This window comes from Pseudomonas sp. TE9122 (assembly GCF_056278925.1).
This window is the reverse complement of sequence record NZ_JBWBQI010000001.1, coordinates 2,690,138-2,709,937: the sequence shown is the minus strand read 5'-3', so window position 1 is coordinate 2,709,937 and position 19,800 is coordinate 2,690,138. Positions and strand designations below refer to the sequence as shown.

Annotated in this window: 16 protein-coding genes; 1 reads left to right on the top strand and 15 read right to left on the bottom strand. The window is 56.7% G+C overall.

The annotated features are described in order from the left end of the window. Nucleotides 1-77 precede the first annotated feature (77 nt). Nucleotides 78-347 (top strand): DUF1652 domain-containing protein, encoded by a 270-nt coding sequence (locus ACZ9BE_RS12190; protein ID WP_041480220.1) that lies wholly within the window; start codon nucleotides 78-80, stop codon nucleotides 345-347. On the opposite strand, the gene ACZ9BE_RS12185 is transcribed toward ACZ9BE_RS12190, so the two are convergent. From ACZ9BE_RS12185 to ACZ9BE_RS12115, 15 genes are all read right to left on the bottom strand, one after another. Continuing rightward, complete coding sequence (locus ACZ9BE_RS12185) at nucleotides 344-742, bottom strand: hypothetical protein (RefSeq protein ID WP_076562707.1); 399 nt, start codon at nucleotides 740-742, stop codon at nucleotides 344-346. The two genes, ACZ9BE_RS12190 and ACZ9BE_RS12185, sit on opposite strands and share 4 nt — an antisense overlap. A 90-nt stretch (nucleotides 743-832) precedes the next feature. After that, nucleotides 833-1,102: a DUF2790 domain-containing protein gene (locus ACZ9BE_RS12180; protein WP_095180120.1), complete on the bottom strand. Its 270-nt coding sequence runs from the start codon at nucleotides 1,100-1,102 to the stop codon at nucleotides 833-835. A 270-nt stretch (nucleotides 1,103-1,372) separates the two neighbouring features. Further along, nucleotides 1,373-2,344 carry a tetratricopeptide repeat protein gene (locus ACZ9BE_RS12175; protein ID WP_252886290.1) on the bottom strand — a complete coding sequence of 324 codons (972 nt, stop codon included), beginning with the start codon at nucleotides 2,342-2,344 and terminating at the stop codon, nucleotides 1,373-1,375. 89 nt (nucleotides 2,345-2,433) lie between these two features. Next, nucleotides 2,434-3,441, bottom strand: a complete 1,008-nt coding sequence (locus ACZ9BE_RS12170; RefSeq protein WP_476249481.1) for a tetratricopeptide repeat protein — start codon at nucleotides 3,439-3,441, stop codon at nucleotides 2,434-2,436. Then, the gene (locus ACZ9BE_RS12165) at nucleotides 3,438-6,992 is read right to left on the bottom strand and encodes a LysM peptidoglycan-binding domain-containing protein (RefSeq protein ID WP_315435120.1); all 3,555 of its coding nucleotides are present in this window, start codon (nucleotides 6,990-6,992) and stop codon (nucleotides 3,438-3,440) included. The genes ACZ9BE_RS12170 and ACZ9BE_RS12165 overlap by 4 nt, the downstream gene beginning before the upstream one ends. A gap of 28 nt (nucleotides 6,993-7,020) precedes the next feature. Continuing rightward, the gene (locus tag ACZ9BE_RS12160; RefSeq protein ID WP_476249480.1) at nucleotides 7,021-7,878 is read right to left on the bottom strand and encodes a DUF4123 domain-containing protein; all 858 of its coding nucleotides are present in this window, start codon (nucleotides 7,876-7,878) and stop codon (nucleotides 7,021-7,023) included. Beyond that, the gene (locus ACZ9BE_RS12155; RefSeq protein WP_476249479.1) at nucleotides 7,869-9,917 is read right to left on the bottom strand and encodes a type VI secretion system Vgr family protein; all 2,049 of its coding nucleotides are present in this window, start codon (nucleotides 9,915-9,917) and stop codon (nucleotides 7,869-7,871) included. The genes ACZ9BE_RS12160 and ACZ9BE_RS12155 overlap by 10 nt, the downstream gene beginning before the upstream one ends. Nucleotides 9,918-10,192: 275 nt before the next feature. Next, complete coding sequence (locus ACZ9BE_RS12150) at nucleotides 10,193-10,780, bottom strand: transglycosylase SLT domain-containing protein (protein ID WP_041480414.1); 588 nt, start codon at nucleotides 10,778-10,780, stop codon at nucleotides 10,193-10,195. Between the two features lie 77 nt (nucleotides 10,781-10,857). Then, nucleotides 10,858-11,796, bottom strand: a complete 939-nt coding sequence (locus tag ACZ9BE_RS12145; protein ID WP_252876384.1) for a carbohydrate kinase family protein — start codon at nucleotides 11,794-11,796, stop codon at nucleotides 10,858-10,860. 13 nt (nucleotides 11,797-11,809) lie between these two features. Further along, nucleotides 11,810-13,306: a xylulokinase gene (gene xylB, locus ACZ9BE_RS12140; protein ID WP_236169059.1), complete on the bottom strand. Its 1,497-nt coding sequence runs from the start codon at nucleotides 13,304-13,306 to the stop codon at nucleotides 11,810-11,812. Nucleotides 13,307-13,510: 204 nt separating this feature from the next. Continuing rightward, complete coding sequence (locus ACZ9BE_RS12135) at nucleotides 13,511-14,983, bottom strand: mannitol dehydrogenase family protein (protein ID WP_476249478.1); 1,473 nt, start codon at nucleotides 14,981-14,983, stop codon at nucleotides 13,511-13,513. 15 nt (nucleotides 14,984-14,998) lie between these two features. After that, nucleotides 14,999-16,102 (bottom strand): ABC transporter ATP-binding protein, encoded by a 1,104-nt coding sequence (locus ACZ9BE_RS12130; RefSeq protein WP_252884290.1) that lies wholly within the window; start codon nucleotides 16,100-16,102, stop codon nucleotides 14,999-15,001. 164 nt (nucleotides 16,103-16,266) lie between these two features. Further along, nucleotides 16,267-17,097 (bottom strand): carbohydrate ABC transporter permease, encoded by an 831-nt coding sequence (locus ACZ9BE_RS12125; RefSeq protein WP_016774872.1) that lies wholly within the window; start codon nucleotides 17,095-17,097, stop codon nucleotides 16,267-16,269. An 8-nt stretch (nucleotides 17,098-17,105) separates the two neighbouring features. Further along, nucleotides 17,106-18,032, bottom strand: a complete 927-nt coding sequence (locus ACZ9BE_RS12120) for a carbohydrate ABC transporter permease (RefSeq protein WP_041480415.1) — start codon at nucleotides 18,030-18,032, stop codon at nucleotides 17,106-17,108. A gap of 156 nt (nucleotides 18,033-18,188) precedes the next feature. Then, nucleotides 18,189-19,499 carry an ABC transporter substrate-binding protein gene (locus ACZ9BE_RS12115; protein ID WP_476249477.1) on the bottom strand — a complete coding sequence of 437 codons (1,311 nt, stop codon included), beginning with the start codon at nucleotides 19,497-19,499 and terminating at the stop codon, nucleotides 18,189-18,191. Nucleotides 19,500-19,800 lie beyond the last annotated feature (301 nt).

The following is a 19,800-nucleotide window of genomic DNA, read 5'->3' as shown; positions in this document are numbered from 1 at the left end:
GGCACACCCGTGAAGGCGCAGCAGAGGGTCAGCGTGAATACTTGATTGGCAATCGCACAGAAAGGAGAGGGTTCGCCATGTTTTTATCTGCCTTGGAATTACGCAATATCATTGAAAGCAGCTTCCTGCCGAAACGCTGCCAGTGCACGCTGACACCAGACTTGTCGATGTCCGTCAAAGTATTTGGCGACCATCGAACCGACCAAGCCGATCTCTACGTAAGTGGAATCGACGCCAGCCGCCTGAACAGCTGCCGTGAGATCAACAACCTGGTCGCTGGCCTGCGTTCCGACCTCGCGCAACAAACCACGACCCATCAAACCAGCGCTCGCTCTCGAGCCGTTTAACCCACCGTTTCACCCAGTTCGACCGTCACGCGCCGGGCCTGCACGAAACCTAGGCCCAGCGCGAACTCGACCAGCACCGCGAGCAAAATCCCGGGGCCGGCATGGCCATTGAGCCATTCGCCAAAACCCAACGCCGCCAAACCGAAACAGCCGACGATAAAACCATTGCTCAGTGCACTGCGTGCCACTGACGGCGGAGCATTGCGCAGCAAACAAAACATCACCGCCAACGCCGCAAACAGCACCGCGCTGCGCCTTGCGACTACGCCAGTGCCTTCCGAATAGCCAATACTCCAGATCGCCAGCAACACCTCCGGAAAAAATCCCCAGACCAGCGCCAGCAGAAAACACAGGATTGAAGTGAAGCTCGACAACGTGCGGAACGACAACTGCATGGCCAATCCTTGCGGCAGTAGGGAAGGCCCCGAGCATACCCGCCGAAACCACCGCACGCCTATGGCCAAGCGGAAAATCAGAAGCGTCTGTCAGTTCTGTTGACTGCATGCGTCAGATAATTTCCTGTAACTGATTTGTGCGGGCTTGCCGGTGTTGTCGATGTATTTCATGTCGGCGGTGATGACTTTGCATTCCGAGGTCGGCGGCTCGGTTAGCGAAAGCACCTTCGCCACGTGTAGTGGCATGCCGTATTGGTAGGGTGTTTGATTCGATGTGGCGGAGGTGACGTTGGCTTGGGCCAGTGCGGCGTATGAGCTGCAGGCGAGGGTGGCAGTGAGCAGGAAGGGACGAATGTTCATGAGAGGACTCCAGCGTTGCGGGTAGGCGCCCGGCACGAAGCCGGGCGAGCCTGCCGCACTGGGCGTCAGCGGGGGAAAGCTGAGGGTGTGCGGTGATATGGAGTCTCTGACTGTGGCGTTAAGGCTGAGTTAACCGATGTGAACATGAGCTGAGTTATTTACGGTTGCTTTTCCCTTGTCTCGGGCATTTGTCGTTTGCGATATGAATCATTAGGGTACGGGCTTTGACGTGCTCGAAAAAAATTAATGATAAGGCTGTGCTGCTAAATTTCAGTACCCTAACTTATCTGGAAAAAACGAGAGCGGTGGGTGAGTGGCCTTCCACGTTTTTGCGAGTTCTTTTGCTTTTTCTAGTTGCTCTTTTGACAGCTTTTTTTCTACTTCCGGCAATACGTCGTTAACGTTGTTTATTACGTTTCCACCACCATCAAGCTCCAGTAGATTCGACAATAGTGCGTATGACTTTACCGGGTCTGATTCGAATCCGTATTTTGGTTCAGCTTCGCCAATATATGACGCGTAACCAAAAACTGCAGATGCATAGCCTGAGGCTGCAGCTTTTTCATTCCATTTTCTAAATGATGACAAATCGGCTTTTTCAATCCTCGTAGCGGCAAATCCCATCATGGCTGGTGGATAACCATTCTCTGCAGCGGCTTTCATCCATTTTTCGATTTCATCTGATCTGCTAGAGGGTAGTAGGAACATGCCTCCCCCCTCTTGATACTTGGTCGCTAAACGAAATTGCGCTAATGCAAAACCTTTTTCTGCGGACTTTTCAAGCCATTCATCGTTTCCTGTTATCTCCCATAGTAGGTACATCGACTCAGCGTCACCATGAGATGCCTGATCTGTAGCAAGGGTTTTGGCTTTGTTCATCCAATCTTTAGGCGATTGCTCAGAGGAAGAACAATTATTCATAGTTACGCACAAATCTTGATCCGCGCCGCCGAGCCGAATCATAGAGTAAATATTGCCTTTCTTTGCTGACTCCTCGTAAGCCTTTTGCGCTTCTTGAGTCATGTATCTATTGTTTTTTCTTATAGATTCTCCCAAATAGTAAAGTGCTTCATCATCACCGCCTTCGGCTGCTATTTGTAATGTTTCAATTGCGGAGATGGCTTTGTGTTGATTGTATAGTTCAATGCCCTTGATTTTTGCCTGAGATTGTTCGTTCGTAAGCGCGTTTGACTGGGCTGATACTAGGCTTAAAAATGTTAACGCAGTGGCCAGCAGTTTCATTGAAGTCTTTGCCTATTCAGTCGTTCATCAAGGGCAGTGGCGATAATTTATCTAGATGGAATTTGGGTGCGGACAACCTAAAAATATACTCAATTACTCAGCTTGTCGGGGAAGAAAGACAGCGGTGGGTGATTGGTTTTCCATTCTTCAGCGACGATTTTTGATTCTTCAATTTGTTCTGGTGTCATCTTTTCAGAAATTTTTTCGATCTTACGGTCGACATAATCTTGCACGCCACCGGCGTCACCGAGTTCTTTTAACAAAGAGAAAATAGCGTAGCCTTTGACTAAATCCAAAGAGTAACCTACTTTATCTGGCGTATGTGAAATGTACGCACCATAGTTACTCATTGCAGCTTGTTCGCCTGTTGCGGCAGCCTTCTCGAGCCAATGTCGAATGCTCGCCATGTCTCCTTGCTTATAAAGCGTCTCTAGATATTGCATCATAGCTTTAGGGTTGCCACCTTCCGCAGAGAGTAGCAGCCATTTTTTGACCGACGCTTCACGTCCTCCAGGAGTAAAGAAGTAACCCTCTCCCTGCCTTTCGCTGATCGCCATCCAATATTGCGCGAGCGGATAGCCTGCATTAGCAGATTTTTCTAACCAATGGTGATCCAGCGTGATTTCGTACATCAAGTATAAAGATTCAGGATCGCCATCATTTGCCTTAGGTAACGTTATTTTTTTTGCCTCTACGAACCATTCTGCTTGAGTTTTTTTTGACGACGGGCAATTTCCCATCGTTGCGCAAAGATCTTTTTTTGCTCGACCCAACTGAATCATTGCGTATATGTTTTTTTTCTCTGCTGCCGATTCATACCAAAATTGGGCTTCGGGAGTCATGTATCCATTTTTCTTTCGAAGAGCTTCGGCAAGATAATACTGTGATTCTATTGCGCCGTCTTTTGCCTCTCGCTCTAGCTGTGGAATTGCCGCATCTATTTTCATCTGGTTGTAAAGAATGATTCCGCTTGGTCCACTTTGCTGAGGGACTGAGGATGCATTGGTAAAATTGGCGCTATACGGCGATACTGAAATCAAACCCAAGCTGAACATTAGAATGATTTGATTTAATTTGATTTTTATTAGTCTGTTCATTGGTAGCCTTTTAAATAGGGTGTCGCCCCACTAAGCGAGTAGGTTGGTGATGGGACATAATTTTGTTGACAATAATCGGCCAGATTTGCGCCAAGTAATTTTGCGTGCGATTTATAGTTTTTACGTACTTCAACAATTGTATCGTCAAAGAGGCTTTGAACGCTTTCCGCCATGAAAGTATCTAGTGACATACGATTTTTGCAATACTCTTGTTCTCCAGCTTGCTCTTTTATGCCAAACTCATTCATTGACATGCATGCGAGTTCAAATTGTCTTTGTGCTTTGTCAATAGTGTTGGTTTTTTTTGCATTGTTGACTATCCAGCGCAAAATTCTTTCTATGGCTTTTTGCTGGAGAACATGGCCTTCGGATTGACTATATGTGCGACCCTTGTCAGATATGCTATTGTTTTCAGGACTGGCTGTAGTAATTTTAAACTCTTCGGGCTGGCTTATAAGCGTTCTTAACAGTGGGCCCAGCGCGTTAGGAATTGCATTAATAATCCACTCTTCGAGCTCGCTTTGGTTCTTATAATTCATGATCGCGTCCGCAATCGGTCCGCCCTTGCCACGTCGCGTCAGAGACTCATAAAGACCCATCACAACATCCCAACGCATCATGTATGCCATTGCCACATTCAATCCGGCAACGCCCAAAGCGTTAAGTGCGGAGGCATACTCACTCGCTTCAGGATCCATCCACTCAACTTTACGGCCTTTGGTCTTATGCAGCTCTTTGCGATATATGTTAATGAGGTCGACCACCGCCTCATAACCCACTTCAAATTTGAAACTACCGTTAGCGCCCGGTCCAAGCACTACTGTTGCCTTCAAATTAAGAATGAACCGTCCTTTATCAAGAGAAACCTGAGCGTTCCCTTGAAATCCTGCGCCTAACGCGATTCCTACGGACCCGCCCAATTTTGCAAGCGTCAGCCATGGATTGGCTGTCCTTGCGTCTTTAGGACCGCTTATACCCAACGATGGCGCGGTACTTCGGGCGACGAGCTCTTTTGGCGGCGCCCAGTTTAGTGCACCAGTGAGCTCAATAGCGGCTTGCAAACCGCCGAATACGTTGAAGCTTGCCTTCGCGCCATTTTCGATTTGACCATTGGCGAGGCGACCAGTCGACATCTGACCTGTGCTCAGGGTGCCCGCAGCGGTGGGGGCTTTTGATTGATGGACGAGATCTGGAGTAGGACTATCGTCGCCACTGTCGGCTTTTGCTTGCTTGGCGGCTGCGTGATCGGCGCGCTCCTGTTTGGCTGAGGCATCTTCACGCTGTGCGCGTTTGACCGGGCTCAGTGAGGCACCGTATTTGACGTTACCGAAGATAGGGCTCAATTCGACGCTGCCGGCAAGTAGCAGCGAAGCACCAGCATATCCCCACGCCTTCACGCCGAAGTGGAAGGAGAAACGCCCAAAATTCATTTTTTGTGGGCTACCGTCCAATAGGTAGTCGAGCGTGATTTCCTGTGCGCTCGCTTGGGCGGGCATATCGACTTTCATCAATTCCACTTCGCCGCGTGCCAAGTCGAGGCTCATCCCCGCGCTGGCCGACGCTTGAAAACCTTCTGCAGCGCTGATGGGGGGGCTTTCCAGCTTCACTTCAGCGTGAATGCTTGGTTGTGGAGGTGTCAGGCAGCGAACGAACTGCGCCTGAGGACTGGCATCGAAGAGTCTCACTTTACCGCGTACACTTTTCTGAAACACCAGCTGCTGAAGATGCTTACCCCAATTGGTAAGAGCTGCCTCGTCCTCTAGTTCAGTGACCTCATAGCCTTCCTTTTTTAAGTGAGCGTAAAAGTCTTTGGCTTTGAACCAACCTTTTTCATCGAAACAGTCGCCGACCTGATCGCTGAACTTTACAGCGCCCTGAGCCAACAGCCATTGGCGGAACGAACTGAGCTCACTGTTTTTATCAGAACCTTCAGTGGCATCTGTCGGGGGACTTTTAAAGGCCTTGGATACAGAGCCAGGGACTTTTTTGAAGTCCTCTTTCATTATTTTTTTTGCGTCTTTCAGGTTCGACATACTGAACCAGCCCAACGGAGTGCCCTTGGCGTCCGAAAGGCTGACTTCGCGCAAAGGAAAACCAGGTTTAACCATGCGATCTACTGGCTTGGGCTGGAACGCTTCCGGCTCCCAGATCAGATAACGTCGGGGTTTCGTCGCGTTGACATTATTCTGAGCGGCTGTATAGAGGTCTTCTTTGATTTTCTGCAGTTGGTCCCACTTTGCACGCTCTGCTTCCACCAAACCTGCAGGGGCCTGGGCATTTTGGCCTGTTGCTTCGATCCAGCGTTTGTACTTGTCCTGAAGTTGCGCAGTTGCTTCCGATTGCTTTTTCTCTGTATCCAAATACAGCTTGAATTGTTCGATGCCAGAGGCAAGGCCGTCGTTTATCAGCGCAAACTCTGGAAGCGCGATTCCATAATCGGAAGCCTTCATGATGGATTCGGTGTAAGCGTGGTAATCAAGCGCATCGGCGTTTTTGTGTAGTGTGTAAACATAGCCGACCAGATCGGCGGTGCAGTCAGTCATGCCATTGCAGATATTGTCGTAACTTTTTTTCTTTTCCGCCAAGGCTTTGGCAACGTCTTCCAGCGATACCTGCTTGAAGTTTTTGTTGCCGAGGAATTTCTTGCGAGCCTCCAGATAAGCTTGCACGCGTGCCCGCGCTTCAATCGCCTCCTTGGAGTACAGCGAGCCGCTTTCGTAGGTGTAGCCTTCTAACTTAGCGGCCGCTACCGCTTCTTTTTTTAACGCGACCCACTCAGCCCGCCGCTTGTAAAAGTCGGCATATGCTTCGTGAACGCGCTGGTCAGTAGCTATGTCTGCCGCTAGACGGTCGAGGCGAGATACTGGCGTCTCCTCGTCCATGGACTGAGCAGGAGCGACTGCCGGTTTGTTTCCATTAGCTTCGTTCTGCCTTTTTTTGGCGGTGGCTGGATCGATTTCGATCTCATCGCCCATCGCTTCAAACTCTTCCATACGTGCACGCTGTGCGCCCGTGAGGAAATTACTCAACTTAGGTTCAAGGAAGTATTCCAGCAAACCAGATTCCTGCAACCCGTTCAGGCGTGCATCACGTGGTTTGCTGGGTGCAATCATTTTATCCAGGGCGAACATGGATTCTTTGATGGCGGACTTTGCCCGTTCGGGAAGCAGCCAAAATTCTTGCTCTTCGGTGGCATAAATCGCACTGGCAAACTTTTTCGAGCAGGGCGGCGCGTGCGGTTTGAAAGTCTTTGAGCTCTGATCTGGGGTGTCTTTGACAGGCTCCAGTTCAACCAGATCCTCCGCAGAGCACTGAGTTGCGGCTTCCGGGGTAGTTTGCGCAGGCGGTTGAGCTGCGGCGGGTGTCTGAGCGGCAGGCGCAGCAGGCGTTAGTGCGCTTTTCGGAACGCTCAGGTTCCATCCGACTTTGACGTTATCCGGGTTGGTGATGAAGGGATTCATCTGACGAAGTTGCGCCACAGTAGTGTTGTAGCGCGTAGCAATCTGGCCCAGAGTTTCGCCGGGCATCACAGCGTGATTTGTAATTTCCATGGTGATTCCGTTCTGTTGTCGCGTCGCCTTAGTGTTGGGCAACGGCGGCTGATTCCAGGAGCCGATCTACTTTGATAAACGACTCGTCCTTTGATTGCAGGATCGCCATGATCCCAGGCTGGGTCTCGAACAGCGGACCGTTCACGACATGGCCAAGCTTGAGCAGGTGATCGCCATCATAAATGTTGTTTTTGAGCAACATGTCGAGGTTGTCCGCCATGTCATTCAAGCGGTCATCGTCTGGCTCATTGAATGCTGTGTATTCCTCATCGATCCAGTACATCCAGCCCAGGCGCGCTTGTACTTTCGCGGCCGCCTCGGGCAGATTGAACGCCGCTCTGTCACCGTCCCACGTTGATTGATCGGTGGCTTTCCAGGTCAGCCATCGCCCACGCTCTTGACCGAAATGAATTGGAGCCGGGCTGTAGACCGCATCCCAGCAGCCTAGTAACTGATCGAATGCTTTATCGGCGGTGTAGGCCAGCGCAGCCCATAGACTCGGCTTGTGGAAACTCAGCAGACTTTGGCCACCTGAACCATCGTTTGCCTTAAGCAGCCAGCGCGCATGAGCCAGAGCTTTTCCAGGATCCCGGGTTGAGATTGCGATTCCCGAAAAGCGTTCCTCACATAGTTCCACAGCGACCTTTGCCACTTTGCCGCCCTTTGGGGCCACCAGCCACAATGGCTCGTCAGGAATCCCTGCAAGGTCTGTCCCTACAAACAGACCTTGAGCGACGACGGGTTCGCCTAATCGATAAAGACGGCCTAAAGCGTCAGGCTGGAGCCCTTGGTCAATGATGAAACACAGCGACTCGCTGGTAGCGGGCAAGTCAGAAAAGTTGTAACAAGGCTCGGCGAGGAGAGCGCTCAGCGCTTTTACATGCATGTGCAATCCTTACGGCTGCAAGCGCCGTTACTCTGTTTTCCACACAGCGGGGTAATACCTGACTCATTAAGACGGGCAGGGAGCGGTGCTTTCCCCGCCTTATCCGCATCCGCAACCTTCATCGGCCCCGGCAGCAACGGCGCCGCCGGCGTGCCCACCCCGGGCGAGCCGCCGGTATTGACCTTCACCTCAGCGCCGCTGATGGTCACGCCACCCGCATCGACCTTGACGAAGCTGCCTCCAGCCTTCGCGGTCAGCTCCATGGCGCCTTCGACCACGACTCTCTGGCCGGCGTAATAATGGATTTCGTTGCCGGCCTCAACAAACTGCCCAGTCCCAACCTTCACATGCTGCGTCACACCCACCGTCAGGTGATCATCCGCGCGCATTTCGCTGATGCGGTCCAGATGGGTGATCCGGTGCTCTTCAACCTTGAATTCGCTAAGCACATTGGCTTCAACAGTGTCATGCCGTTCGTTGCCGACGCGGATTTTCTGGTCGTGTTCGATGTTTTCGTCCCAGTCGCGCTGGGCGTGGATGTAGATCTGTTCGGCGCCTTTTTTGTCTTCGATGCGGAATTCGTTGTAGCCCTTGCCGCCCGGGGAGCTGAGGGTTTTGAAGGTGCTGCGGGTTTTGTTGGCCGGCAGGTCGTAGGGGACGACGTTTTCCTTGTGGTACAGGCAGCCGGTGACGAGGGGCTGGTCGGGGTCGCCTTCGAGGAAGGTGACGAGGACTTCCATGCCGATGCGCGGGATGGCGATGCCGCCGTAGGCTGCGCCGGCCCAGCCGCTGGTGACGCGCATCCAGCAGGTGGTTTTGTCGTCGGACTGGCCGTCGCGGTCCCAGTGGAATTGCACCTTGATGCGGCCGTATTGATCGCAGTGGATTTCTTCACCGGCAGGGCCGGTGACGACGGCGGTCTGGCTGCCGAGGACTTTCGGTTTCGGATGTTCGAGGGCAGGGCGGTAGTGCGCGTCCCACGGGGTGGCGAGGAAGCTGTTGCGGTAGCCCTGATGGAAATCGCTTTTGTTGTCGGTGACGTCGCTGGTGACGTTTTCGCCGAGCACTTGCGGCTGTTTGCCTTCGTGGAAGACTTCCAGCAGCAGCCACAGGTCGTTCCACTCGGCGCGCGGGTGTTCGGCGAGCGTGAGGAAATGGCCGCTGGTCAGCGTCGGTTCATCACCTTTGCCTTCGGCGAGTTTGTAGTCGCTGCGATGGCGTTCGAGGGCGCGAGTCGAGAGGAACTTGCCGCGCTCGCGGGTGGTGAAGCGGCTGGGGTAATCGTAGTCTTCCAGATCCGGGGCGAATTCGGATTTGACCGCGCCTTCGGGCAGCAGCTTTGGTTTTTCGAAATCGTAGTCGCGACGGCTGACGCGGGTGGTGCGGGTTTCCAGGCGCAGGTTAAAGCGCTTGATCACCGGCTTCTCGGCGGCCATGCCGGAGTCTTGCTGGTAGCTGACCGGCTTCAGTTTGCGGAACACCGTCTGGTCGTCGCCGAACACCAGTTTGTGGCCGCTGCTGCTGTGCTGGAAGTGGAAGTGGATGCCTTCCTCTTCGCACAGACGCTGGATGAAATGCAGGTCGGACTCGTCGTATTGCACGCAATAATCGCGTTCCGGATACTCGGCGCCGAGCTGGAAGCTGTAGGCGTCAGAGAGAATGCCGCGATCTTCCAGCACCTGGGCGATGATTTTCGGCACCGTCAGTTGCTGGAAGATCTGCTGATCATGGTTGTGCTGCAGATACGCCAGTTGCGGCATCAGGCTGATGCTGTAGCGGGTCAGGGTCTTGCCGGAGTCGCCCTGCTCGATGCGGTAGACCTGGCCGTGAATCTTGCCTTCTCCGGTGGCGCCGAAGGTCAGGCAGGCGCGCTTGTGCAGTAGCTCTTCGAGCTTCAGGTCGGGGCGGGCGCTGACCAGTTCGAGGTCGAAACGGAACGGTTCGTTGAGGGCTTCGCGACCGGTGAAGCTGAGGACTTGCAGGTCGGCGTTGGCGTCTTCGATCGAGAGGGTGATGTGGGTTGCATTGGCGTCCAGCATGCCTTGAATTCCGTCCGTTGAATAAGCAGGTGATGGATGTTGCAGGATTAGACGGCCTCATTCAAGGCGCAAATGGCGTAGGTGTGGGGCGTCAGTGCCATAGGGAAAACCCTTAGGAGGGCGGTTTGGGTCAGTGAAATCGGGCCTTTCATAGACTTTGATGGTGTTTGAGAGATTGCCATCGCGGGCAAGCCCGCTCCCACAGGTTTCTCGGGTGTACACAAAATCGGCGTTCACTAAGGTCTTGTGGGAGCGAGCCTGCTCGCGAAGGGCTTCTACAACCAATGCCAGAACCGGCTCCAGAACCCGCGATTGAGGTCTTCCTTGCAGCCGGCATATTGCTGCGCATACAGATCCGAACGGTTCTGCACCTTGCGCGCGGTCGGCGGTAGCCAGGCTTTGCTCGCGTAGGTCTTGTTGCGGAAGCCGCCCCAGCCTTCGTGGTAGTTCAGGTATTGGTTATAGGCGTCGTATTTGTACACGCCGTTGATCGAGGTGGTCTTGTCCATGTACCAGCCGACGAAGTCGATGGCGTCGTCGAAGTCTTCGCGATCGGCCCAGTTGCGGCCGGTGCTTTTCTGGTAGTCGGCCCAGACTTCGTCCTTGGCTTGCGCGTAGCCGGACGCGGTCGAGACGCGGCCCCAAGGAATCACCCAGAGCAGGTATTTGCGCGGCGTCTTGGCGTCGTAGCGGTAGCCGGATTCCTGATACATGATCGCGAACGGCACCTGGATCGGCACGCCCCAGCGTTTCTGCGTGACTTGCGCAGCGTCGTACCAATCGCTTTTCTCGCGGAAGATTGCGCAGATGTCTTCCGGGGAGCGGGGCGGCGAGGTGCCGCAACCGCTCAGCAGGGTGGCCATGGTCAGGAGGGCGAGGATGTGCCTGTGATTCAAGAGCTGTTTTCCGTCGTGCGCAAAAAGGCCGACAGTCTACGCGCTCAGCTCAATTGATGACGATAGGGCAGATCCGGACCGGTTTTGCTGCAGGTCAGTGCGGCGGCTTGTACGGCGAACCTGAGCATGCCGTCGATTTGCTCTCGACTGAGCTGCTGCACGCCTTCTACCGAGTCCAGCGAATGCTCCGTCAGCCAGGTGATCAGCGCGGCCTGGAAGGTATCGCCAGCGCCAACGGTGTCGGCAATTTTCACCGGATTCGCCGGTACCGACCACGAGCCATGGGTGCGACTGAACACCGTTGCGCCGTCGCCACCGCGTGTCAGGAATACGATCTGGCAGCGATGCTCGAGCCAGCTTTCAATAACATGCTGCGGATCCTGCTCGGGATAGAGCAGGCTCAGATCCTCGTCGCTGACTTTGATCAGATCGGCCAGGCGCACCAGCGTGGCGATGCGCTCGCGCCATAGCTCGATGTTCGGCTCGGGATTGAGGCGCACGTTGGGGTCGAGGCTGATCAGGCGTTTGCCGCTTTCGCGTTGGACCAGTTTCAGCAACGTGTCGCCAATCGGCTGCACCACCAGCGAAAACGAGCCGATGTGCAGGCCGCGCACCTCGTCGCCAAGTGTCGGCAGATGCGCCTCGCTCAGTTGCCGGTCGGCACAGCCTTCGCCACGGAAGCTGTAGTGCGGTGAGCCATTGGCGCCTACCGCGACCATCGCCAGGGTGGTCGGCGCGGCGAAATCCACCAGGTATTCCGGGCGCACGCCTTCGTCCTGCAGCACTTGCTGCAAACGTCGGCCGAGGTAGTCGGTGGACAACCCGCCGAACAGCGCCGAGTCCACGCCCAAACGCCGCAAACCTACGGCAACGTTGAACGGCGAGCCGCCGGCAATCGCCTTGAAATTGACTTTCGAGGCCAGACCGCTGGCGTCGTTTTCGCTGAAAAAATCAAACAGGGCTTCGCCACACACCAGGTACATAGTTGTTTGCTCGTTATAGGGTTGCGACATGCTGTTGATAGCGTTCGTAGGCCTGCTGGAACGCCGCGACATTGGCGGCGATCGGCAGGGTTTCACTGCGCGCGTCGAGTTTGACGCAGCGTTCGCACAGATCGGCCAGGGACACATCATCGCCGTTCGAGCGCGACGCGCACCACGCTGCCTGAATCGCCGCGCCCAGTGCGGCGGCTTCGCTTTGTTCGGTGCAGATCACCGGAGCGTTCATGATGTCGGCGACGATCTGCCGCCACACCGCGCTCTTCGAGCCGCCGCCGATCAGGCAAATGCGCAGGCTTTGTAAACCATTCTGGCGGAGCAAATCCAGCCCGTAGCGCAAACCGAAGGTGGTGCCTTCGACAGCGGCGCGGCACAGGTTGGCTTGGGTCAGGTTGTCCATGGTCAGGCCGTGCAAGCTGCCGGTGGCGTTGGGCAGGGCGGGGACGCGCTCACCGTTGAGGAACGGCAGCATGCTCACGCCTTCGGCGCCGATCGGCGATTGCGCGACCAGTTCGTTGAAGGTCGGCAGATCGAGCTTGAACAGTTCGCGAATCGCACCGGTGGCGTTGGTCAAATTCATTGTGCAGATCAGCGGCAGCCAGCCGCCGCTGGAGGAACAGAACGTGGCAACCGAGGCGTCGGCGCTGACGTTCGGTGCGTCGGAGAACGCGTAGACCGTGCCGGACGAACCGAGGCTCATGGTGATCGCGCCGGGCTGAATATTGCCGGTACCAATGGCGCCCATCATGTTGTCGCCACCGCCGCTCGAGACCACCGTGTTGGGGTTGATGCCGAGTTGCTCGGCGATTGCCGGGAGGAGGGTGCCGACGGCGGCGTGCGCGTCGATCAGCTCCGGCAGCGCGGCTTGCAAACGGCCGCTGGCGTCGATGTCGCGCAGGATCTGCACATCCCATTGCCGCGTGCGCACGTCGAAATAGCCGGTGCCGGAGGCGTCGCCGTATTCGCTGCAGGCGCGGCCAGTGAGCCAGTAATTGAGGTAGTCGTGGGGCAACAGAATGCGTGCAATGCGTGAGAACACGTCGGGATGCTGCTCTTTGGTCCAGAGCAGTTTCGACACCGTGTAGCCCGGCGCAATGACCACGCCGAGGCGTTCCAGCGAACCTTGCTCGCCGCCCAGTTGCGCGAGCAAGCGGTCGTTTTCCGGCGTGGTTTCGGTGTCGCACCAGAGCTTGGCCGGGCGCAGCACTGCGCCTTGCTCATCGAGCAGCACCAGGCCGTGTTGCTGGCCGGAGACGCCAACGCCGAGGATCGCTTGGCCGTCGACGTTTGCCGCTTGCAAGGCCTGGCGGGTGGCGCTAACGAATGCATCGAGCCATTGCTGAACGTCTTGTTCGCGGCGGCCGTTGGCGCCGCTGATCATCGTGTGCGGCGCCGCGCCCAGACCGAGCACCTGACCGCTGTCGGCATCGAGGATGATCGCTTTGGTGCCTTGGGTGCCGCAGTCGATACCCAGGAAGAGCTTTGTTGTTGTCATGTATGGGCCTGTCAGATTGCGCTGAAGATCAAGAGCTACCCCCTCACCCCAGCCCTCTCCCCCACGGGGGCGAGGGGGAAAGGGAGCAGATTTTCATGCCTTTCACACTCTGTATTCGACTCGGAATTTCAGGTCGATGAATAACGGAAGAACCACGCGGTCGGTTCCCTCTCCCTCCGGGAGAGGGCTAGGGTGAGGGGCTTTTCAGCCGAGCACCCGTTCCAGAGTCCGCGAAACCCCAACCTCGCGCAAACTCTGGCAGCACCACTCGAATGCCGCAACAAACTCCGCCGACTTCGGTATCGCCGTGCCGAAAATCTCCTCCACGCCCAACAGGCGCTCGGTGATCAACTCATCGTCCGCCACCAATCCCTGGCAGAAAGCCGCTCGCGGATCCGGAATCGAATACGTATCGCCATTCTCATCCACGCCCTTCAAATACAACGCCCACGCCGCCACGACCAGCGCTGCACGTTTGGTCTCGCGGCCATCGGCGATCAGCCGATTGATCGTCGGCACGGTGAACTTGGGAAACTTCGATGAGCCATCCGAACACACGCGCTCCAGCTGATCGGCAATCGCCTGATTGGAGAATCGCGCGACCAGCGTGTCCTTGTATTCGCTCAAATCAATGCCCGGCACCGGGGCCAGCTGCGGCGTGACATCCAGATCCATATAAGCGCGCATGTAACGCACGAACAGCGGATCGTTCATGGTCTCGTGGACGAAGCGATAACCCTTGAGGAAACCCAGATAAGTGAGCGCCAGGTGACTGCCGTTGAGCAGTTTGATTTTCATCTCTTCGTACGGCGACACATCGTCGGTGAACTGCACGCCGACCTTTTCCCATGCCGGGCGGCCGCTGACGAATTTGTCTTCCAGCACCCACTGTACAAATGGTTCGCAGACCACCGGCCAGGCATCGTCGACGCCGTGTTTGTCGGCCAGTTGCAGGCGATGCGCGGTGCTGGTCATCGGTGTGATGCGATCGACCATGGCGTTGGGGAAACTGACGTTCTGGTCGATCCAGTCGCGCAGATCCGGATCACGCAGGGCGGCGAAAGCCAGCAGCGCCTTACGGGCGACGGCGCCGTTGTGCGGCAGGTTATCGCAGGACATCACAGTAAATGCCGGAACGCCCGCCGCACGCCGTTTGGCCAACGCGGCGCAGAGGAAACCGAACACGGTGCCCGGCGCCTCGGGATGGGCCAAGTCGTGTTGAATCTGCGGCAGGTGCGCCATGAATTCGCCGTTGCTGTCGTCGATGCAGTAACCGCCCTCGGTGATGGTCAGCGAAACGATACGGATCTGCGGTTCGGCGAGTTTGTCGATCAGTGCTTGCGCGCCATCTTCGGCCAGCAGCATGTCGCGGATCGCGCCAATGACGCGCACTTCGGTGTCATCGCTGTCGCCCAGTTCAAACAGGGTGAACAGGTAATCCTGCTCGCGCAGATCATCGCGGGCGCGGCGATCTTCCGGGCGTAGCCCGACGCCGCAGATTGCCCAGTCCAGCGCTTCGCCAGTGTTCATCAAGGCATCGGTGTAATACGCCTGATGCGCACGATGGAAACCACCGACGCCGATGTGGGCGATGCCCTGGCGTGTGGCGCCGAGGTCGTAGCCCGGCAGCTGCACTTGGGCGGCGAGGCGATTGAGGTTCTGTTGGTTGAGTTTCATCGGATAGTCTCGAAATCAGGCCGCAGCGCGCAGTGGACGGGTCAGCGCCACACCTTCGGCATCGAACAGATGGCAGTGAGTCGGGTCCAGGCGCAGGCTCAATTGCTCGCCGTAACGGCTGGCCAGATCGCCGCGCACGCGCATGGTCAGGGCTTCGTCGGCGCTGGTGGTGACGTGGCAGAAGGTGTCGCTGCCAAGGCGTTCGCTGACGTCGGCAGTCACCTGCAACGTGCAGTCGCCGGGTTGCGCCAGCTCCAAGTGTTCAGGGCGAATGCCCAACGTCACTGCGCCTCCGACACTGAGGTTGGCGGCGTTGAACGGCAGGGTGATGCGCGTGCCGGCGTCCAGCGAAACTTCGCAGCTGGCGCCGTCGATGCGGGCAATCTTGCCTTTGAGGAAACCCATTTTCGGCGTACCGAGGAAGCCTGCGACAAACAGATTGGCCGGGTTGTGATAGAGGTCCAGCGGCGAGCCGACCTGTTCGATTCTGCCGCCATTGAGCACCACGACTTTATCGGCCATGGTCATCGCTTCGACCTGATCGTGGGTCACATAAATCATCGTCGCTTGCAGGTCTTTATGCAGGCGCAGCAGTTCCAGACGCATCTGCACGCGCAACGCCGCGTCGAGGTTGGACAGCGGCTCATCGAAGAGGAAAATCTTCGGGTTGCGCACGATGGCGCGGCCGATCGCCACGCGCTGACGCTGACCGCCGGACAGCTGTTTGGGTTTGCGCTCGAGCATCGGCCCGAGTTCAAGAATGCGTGCCGCTTCGCCGACCTTGCGCTCGACTTCGGCTTTCGGCACGCCGGCCAGATCGAGGGCGAACGACATGTTCTTTTTCACCGTCATGTGCGGGTACAGCGCGTAGGTCTGGAACACCATCGCCAGATCGCGCTTGGCCGGGCTGACTTCGGTGATGTCGCGGCCATCGAGTTCGATGGTGCCGCCGCTGACCTCTTCAAGGCCGGCGATCAGGCGCAGCAGGGTGGATTTGCCGCAGCCCGACGGGCCGACGAAGACCACGAATTCCTTGTCGTTCACTTCCAGGTCGATGCCCTTGATGATGGAAAAGCCTTCGAAGCCTTTTTGCAGATTCTTGATTTTCAGGTTGGCCATGAGATGGGCCTCCGCAATTTATTATTGGGTTAAACCAGATCGGCTTTTCTGTGGGAGCGAGCCTGCTCGCGAAGGGGCCGTGTCAGTCGACATCAGGGTTGAATGACACTCCGCTTTCGCGAGCAGGCTCGCTCCCACAGGGGATAGGGTTGGATTCGGGATGTTCATTTCACGGCGCCGAACGAGAGACCGCGCACCAGTTGCTTCTGGCTGATCCAGCCAAAGATCAGAATCGGCGCACAGGCCAGGGTCGATACGGCCGACAACTTGGCCCAGAACAGCCCTTCGGGACTTGAATACGAGGCGATCAGCGCGGTCAGCGGTGCGGCATTCGATGAGGTCAGGTTCAGCGACCAGAACGCCTCGTTCCAGCACAGGATCAGCGACAGCAGCACGGTCGAGGCGAGGCCGCCCTTGGCGATTGGCAGCAGCACGCGGACCATTTCCTGCCACAGCGTCGCACCATCGAGGCGGGCGGCTTCGAGGATGTCCTTGGGGATGTCCTTGAAGTAGGTGTAAACCATCCAGACCACGATCGGCAGGTTGATCAGCGTATAGATCACGATCAGCGCGATGCGCGTGTCGAGCAGGCCGAAACTCTTGGCCAGCAGGTAGATCGGCATCAGCACGCCCACCGGCGGCAGCATCTTGGTCGAGAGCATCCACAGCAACGTGCCTTTGGTGCGCTGGGTTTCGTAGAACGCCATCGAGTAGGCCGCCGGCACCGCGATCAACAGACACAGGGCGGTGGCGCTGAAGGAGATCACCACCGAGTTCCAGGCGAAGCTGAAGTAGTCGCTGCGCTCGTTGATGTGCAGGTAGTTCTCCAGCGTTGGCGTGAAGATGAACTGCGGCGGCGTGGCGAAAGCGTCGATTTCGCTCTTGAAACTGGTCATCACCATCCAGAAGATCGGGAAGAAAATCACGATCGCGATGGCCCAGGCCAGCGTGCCGAGCAGCAGGCTTTGCAGGCGACGGGATTGTTGGAGCGTCATGGCAGGCCTCACGCTTTGTCAGTCAGGTTTTTGCCGATCATTCGCACCAGAATGATCGCGGCGATGTTGGCGATGACCACGGCAATCAAACCGCCGGCCGAAGCCATGCCGACGTCGAACTGCACCAGCGCCTGGTTGTAGATCAGGTAGGCGAGGTTGGTCGAGGCGTAGCCGGGGCCACCGTTGGTGGTGGTGAAGATTTCGGCGAACACCGAGAGCAGGAAGATCGTTTCGATCATCACCACCACGGCAATCGGCCGCGCCAGGTGCGGCAGGGTCAAGTGCCAGAAAATCGCGATCGGGCCGGCACCGTCCAGGCGTGCAGCTTCTTTCTGTTCCTGATCCAGCGATTGCATCGCGGTCATCAGAATCAGGATCGCGAAGGGCAGCCATTGCCACGAAACAATGATGATGATCGACAGCAGCGGGTAGTGCGCCAGCCAGTCCACCGGTTGCGCACCGAACAGTTTCCAGATGTAGGCGAGGATCCCCGAGACCGGGTGGAAAATCAGGTTTTTCCAGATCAACGCGCCGACGGTGGGCATGATGAAAAACGGCGAGATCAGCATCACCCGCACCAGGCCGCGACCAAGGAATTCGCTGGCCTCGAGCAACGCGCTGATCAGCACGCCGAAGACCACGCTGATCAGCAGCACACTGCCAACCAGCAACAACGTATTGGTCGCACCGGGCATGAAGCCCGAATCAGTGAGGAAATAGGTGAAGTTCTCCAGCCCGACGAATTCATTCTCGCCGGGGTAGAGCAGGTTGTAGCGGATCATCGAAAAGTACAGGGTCATGCCCAGCGGCACGATCATCCACAGCAGCAACAGCGCCACCGAAGGACTGACCAGAAACCAGCCGGGATTGCGCACGCGCAGCTTGCGCTGCGGTGGCGACAGGTCGATGTGGGCTTTGGCAGTTGAAGTATTCATGGCATTCACAACCGAGTCATACAGACCTATGGAGATCCCCATGTGGGAGCGAGCCTGCTCGCGAAAGCGCTGGGTCAGTGTCATGTGTGTTGGCTGACACGACGCCTTCGCGAGCAGGCTCGCTCCCACAAGAGGCAGGAGCAAGGCATTCAGCGGTTACTTGGGATAACCCGCGCGCTTCATCTCGCGTTCCGTGGTCTGCTGCGCCGCCGCCAGCGCCTGATCCACCGTGGTCTGGCCGATCAGCGCTGCCGAGAACAGCTTGCCGACCTGGGTGCCGACTGCCTGGAATTCAGGAATGGTCACCAGTTGAATGCCGATGTACGGCACCGGTTTCAGCGTCGGTTTGCTCGGGTCAGCGGCTTTCAGCGATTCCAGCGTCACTTTGGCAAACGGCGCGGCGCTCATGTAAGCATCGCTGTAGGTCGAAGCGCGGGTGCCCGGCGGCACGTTAGCGATGCCATCGGTCTTGGCAACCAGTTCGCCGTACTCTTTGGACGTGGCCCAAGCACTGAAGGTTTTTGCTGCGTCCTTGGCCTTGGAGCTGGTCGGAATCGCCAGCGCCCACGAATACAGCCACGCCGAGCCTTTATCCGTGACTTGATGCGGAGCGAAGGTGAAACCGACGTGATCGGCGACCTTGCTCTGGGTCTTGTCGGTGACGAACGAACCAGCCACGCTGGCATCGACCCAGATCGCGCATTTGCCGCTGTTGAACAGGGCGAGGTTTTCATTGAAACCGTTGCTGGATGCGCCCGGCGGGCCGGATTTCTTCATGGTGTTGACGTAGAAATTCAGCGCGTTTTTCCACTCCGGGCCGCTGAATTCCGGTTTCCATTGCTCATCGAACCAGCGCGCGCCATAAGCATTGGCGACCGTGGTGACCAGCGCCATGTTCTCGCCCCAACCAGCCTTGCCGCGCAAGCAGATACCGTACTGCTCTTTGTCTTTGTGGGTGAGCTTTTCGGCAAACCCGGCGATCTCTTCCCAGGTCGGACGCTCCGGCATGGTCAGCCCGGCTTCCTTGAACAGGTCGGTGCGGTAATAGGTGATCGAACTCTCCGCGTAAAACGGCAGCGCATACAGCGAACCCTTCACCGACAGGCCTTCGCGCACCGACGGGAAGACGTCGTCGAGGGCGTAATTGGCCGGCAGGTCCTTCATCGGCTCCAGCCAACCCTTGCCGCCCCAGAGTGCGGCTTCGTACATGCCGATGGTCAACACGTCGAACTGGCCGCCCTGAGTGGCGATGTCGGTGGTCAGGCGCTGACGCAGGACGTTTTCTTCCAGCACCACCCAATTGAGCTTGATGTCCGGATGCTCGCTCTCGAAGGTTTTCGAGAGTTTCTGCATGCGGATCATGTCGCTGTTGTTGACGGTGGCGATGGTCAGGGTCTGGGCGCCAAGGCTGACGCTGCTGAGGGTCATGCAGGTGAGAGCGAGCAGAGCTTTTGCAGTGGGTTGCATCGTGCACTCCTTTTCTGACACCCGACGGGGCAGAAGGACAGTTATTGTTTTTGTGTCTTCCGAATGCAGGAAGAATCTGCGCTGATTACAGCCTTCCACGGCGGAGCTGACAAATCATCCCTAGCACTTTTGTCGATACTTTTTTGCACTGGGGTTTGGGCGGGGGAACGCAGGGAAGGGGTTTTGCGCGAGGGGGCGTTAGCGAATGCGTACAGATTTCGCCAGCCGGGGCACGGTTTTTTGTGGGAGCGAGCCTGCTCGCGAAGATGGTGTGTCAGCCACAGGATTTTTCACGGACAGA

What these genes read in the sequence shown, in the direction of transcription:
- ACZ9BE_RS12135 (WP_476249478.1), bottom strand. Translation starts at nt 14,983, where the DNA reads ATGAAACTCAACCAACAGAACCTCAATCGCCTCGCCGCCCAAGTGCAG.
- ACZ9BE_RS12145 (WP_252876384.1), bottom strand. Translation starts at nt 11,796, where the DNA reads ATGTACCTGGTGTGTGGCGAAGCCCTGTTTGATTTTTTCAGCGAAAAC.
- ACZ9BE_RS12115 (WP_476249477.1), bottom strand. Translation starts at nt 19,499, where the DNA reads ATGCAACCCACTGCAAAAGCTCTGCTCGCTCTCACCTGCATGACCCTC.
- ACZ9BE_RS12165 (WP_315435120.1), bottom strand. Translation starts at nt 6,992, where the DNA reads ATGGAAATTACAAATCACGCTGTGATGCCCGGCGAAACTCTGGGCCAG.
- ACZ9BE_RS12185 (WP_076562707.1), bottom strand. Translation starts at nt 742, where the DNA reads ATGCAGTTGTCGTTCCGCACGTTGTCGAGCTTCACTTCAATCCTGTGT.
- ACZ9BE_RS12130 (WP_252884290.1), bottom strand. Translation starts at nt 16,102, where the DNA reads ATGGCCAACCTGAAAATCAAGAATCTGCAAAAAGGCTTCGAAGGCTTT.
- ACZ9BE_RS12125 (WP_016774872.1), bottom strand. Translation starts at nt 17,097, where the DNA reads ATGACGCTCCAACAATCCCGTCGCCTGCAAAGCCTGCTGCTCGGCACG.
- ACZ9BE_RS12170 (WP_476249481.1), bottom strand. Translation starts at nt 3,441, where the DNA reads ATGAACAGACTAATAAAAATCAAATTAAATCAAATCATTCTAATGTTC.
- ACZ9BE_RS12160 (WP_476249480.1), bottom strand. Translation starts at nt 7,878, where the DNA reads ATGCATGTAAAAGCGCTGAGCGCTCTCCTCGCCGAGCCTTGTTACAAC.
- ACZ9BE_RS12175 (WP_252886290.1), bottom strand. Translation starts at nt 2,344, where the DNA reads ATGAAACTGCTGGCCACTGCGTTAACATTTTTAAGCCTAGTATCAGCC.
- ACZ9BE_RS12180 (WP_095180120.1), bottom strand. Translation starts at nt 1,102, where the DNA reads ATGAACATTCGTCCCTTCCTGCTCACTGCCACCCTCGCCTGCAGCTCA.
- xylB (WP_236169059.1), bottom strand. Translation starts at nt 13,306, where the DNA reads ATGACAACAACAAAGCTCTTCCTGGGTATCGACTGCGGCACCCAAGGC.
- ACZ9BE_RS12150 (WP_041480414.1), bottom strand. Translation starts at nt 10,780, where the DNA reads ATGGCCACCCTGCTGAGCGGTTGCGGCACCTCGCCGCCCCGCTCCCCG.
- ACZ9BE_RS12155 (WP_476249479.1), bottom strand. Translation starts at nt 9,917, where the DNA reads ATGCTGGACGCCAATGCAACCCACATCACCCTCTCGATCGAAGACGCC.
- ACZ9BE_RS12190 (WP_041480220.1), top strand. Translation starts at nt 78, where the DNA reads ATGTTTTTATCTGCCTTGGAATTACGCAATATCATTGAAAGCAGCTTC.
- ACZ9BE_RS12120 (WP_041480415.1), bottom strand. Translation starts at nt 18,032, where the DNA reads ATGAATACTTCAACTGCCAAAGCCCACATCGACCTGTCGCCACCGCAG.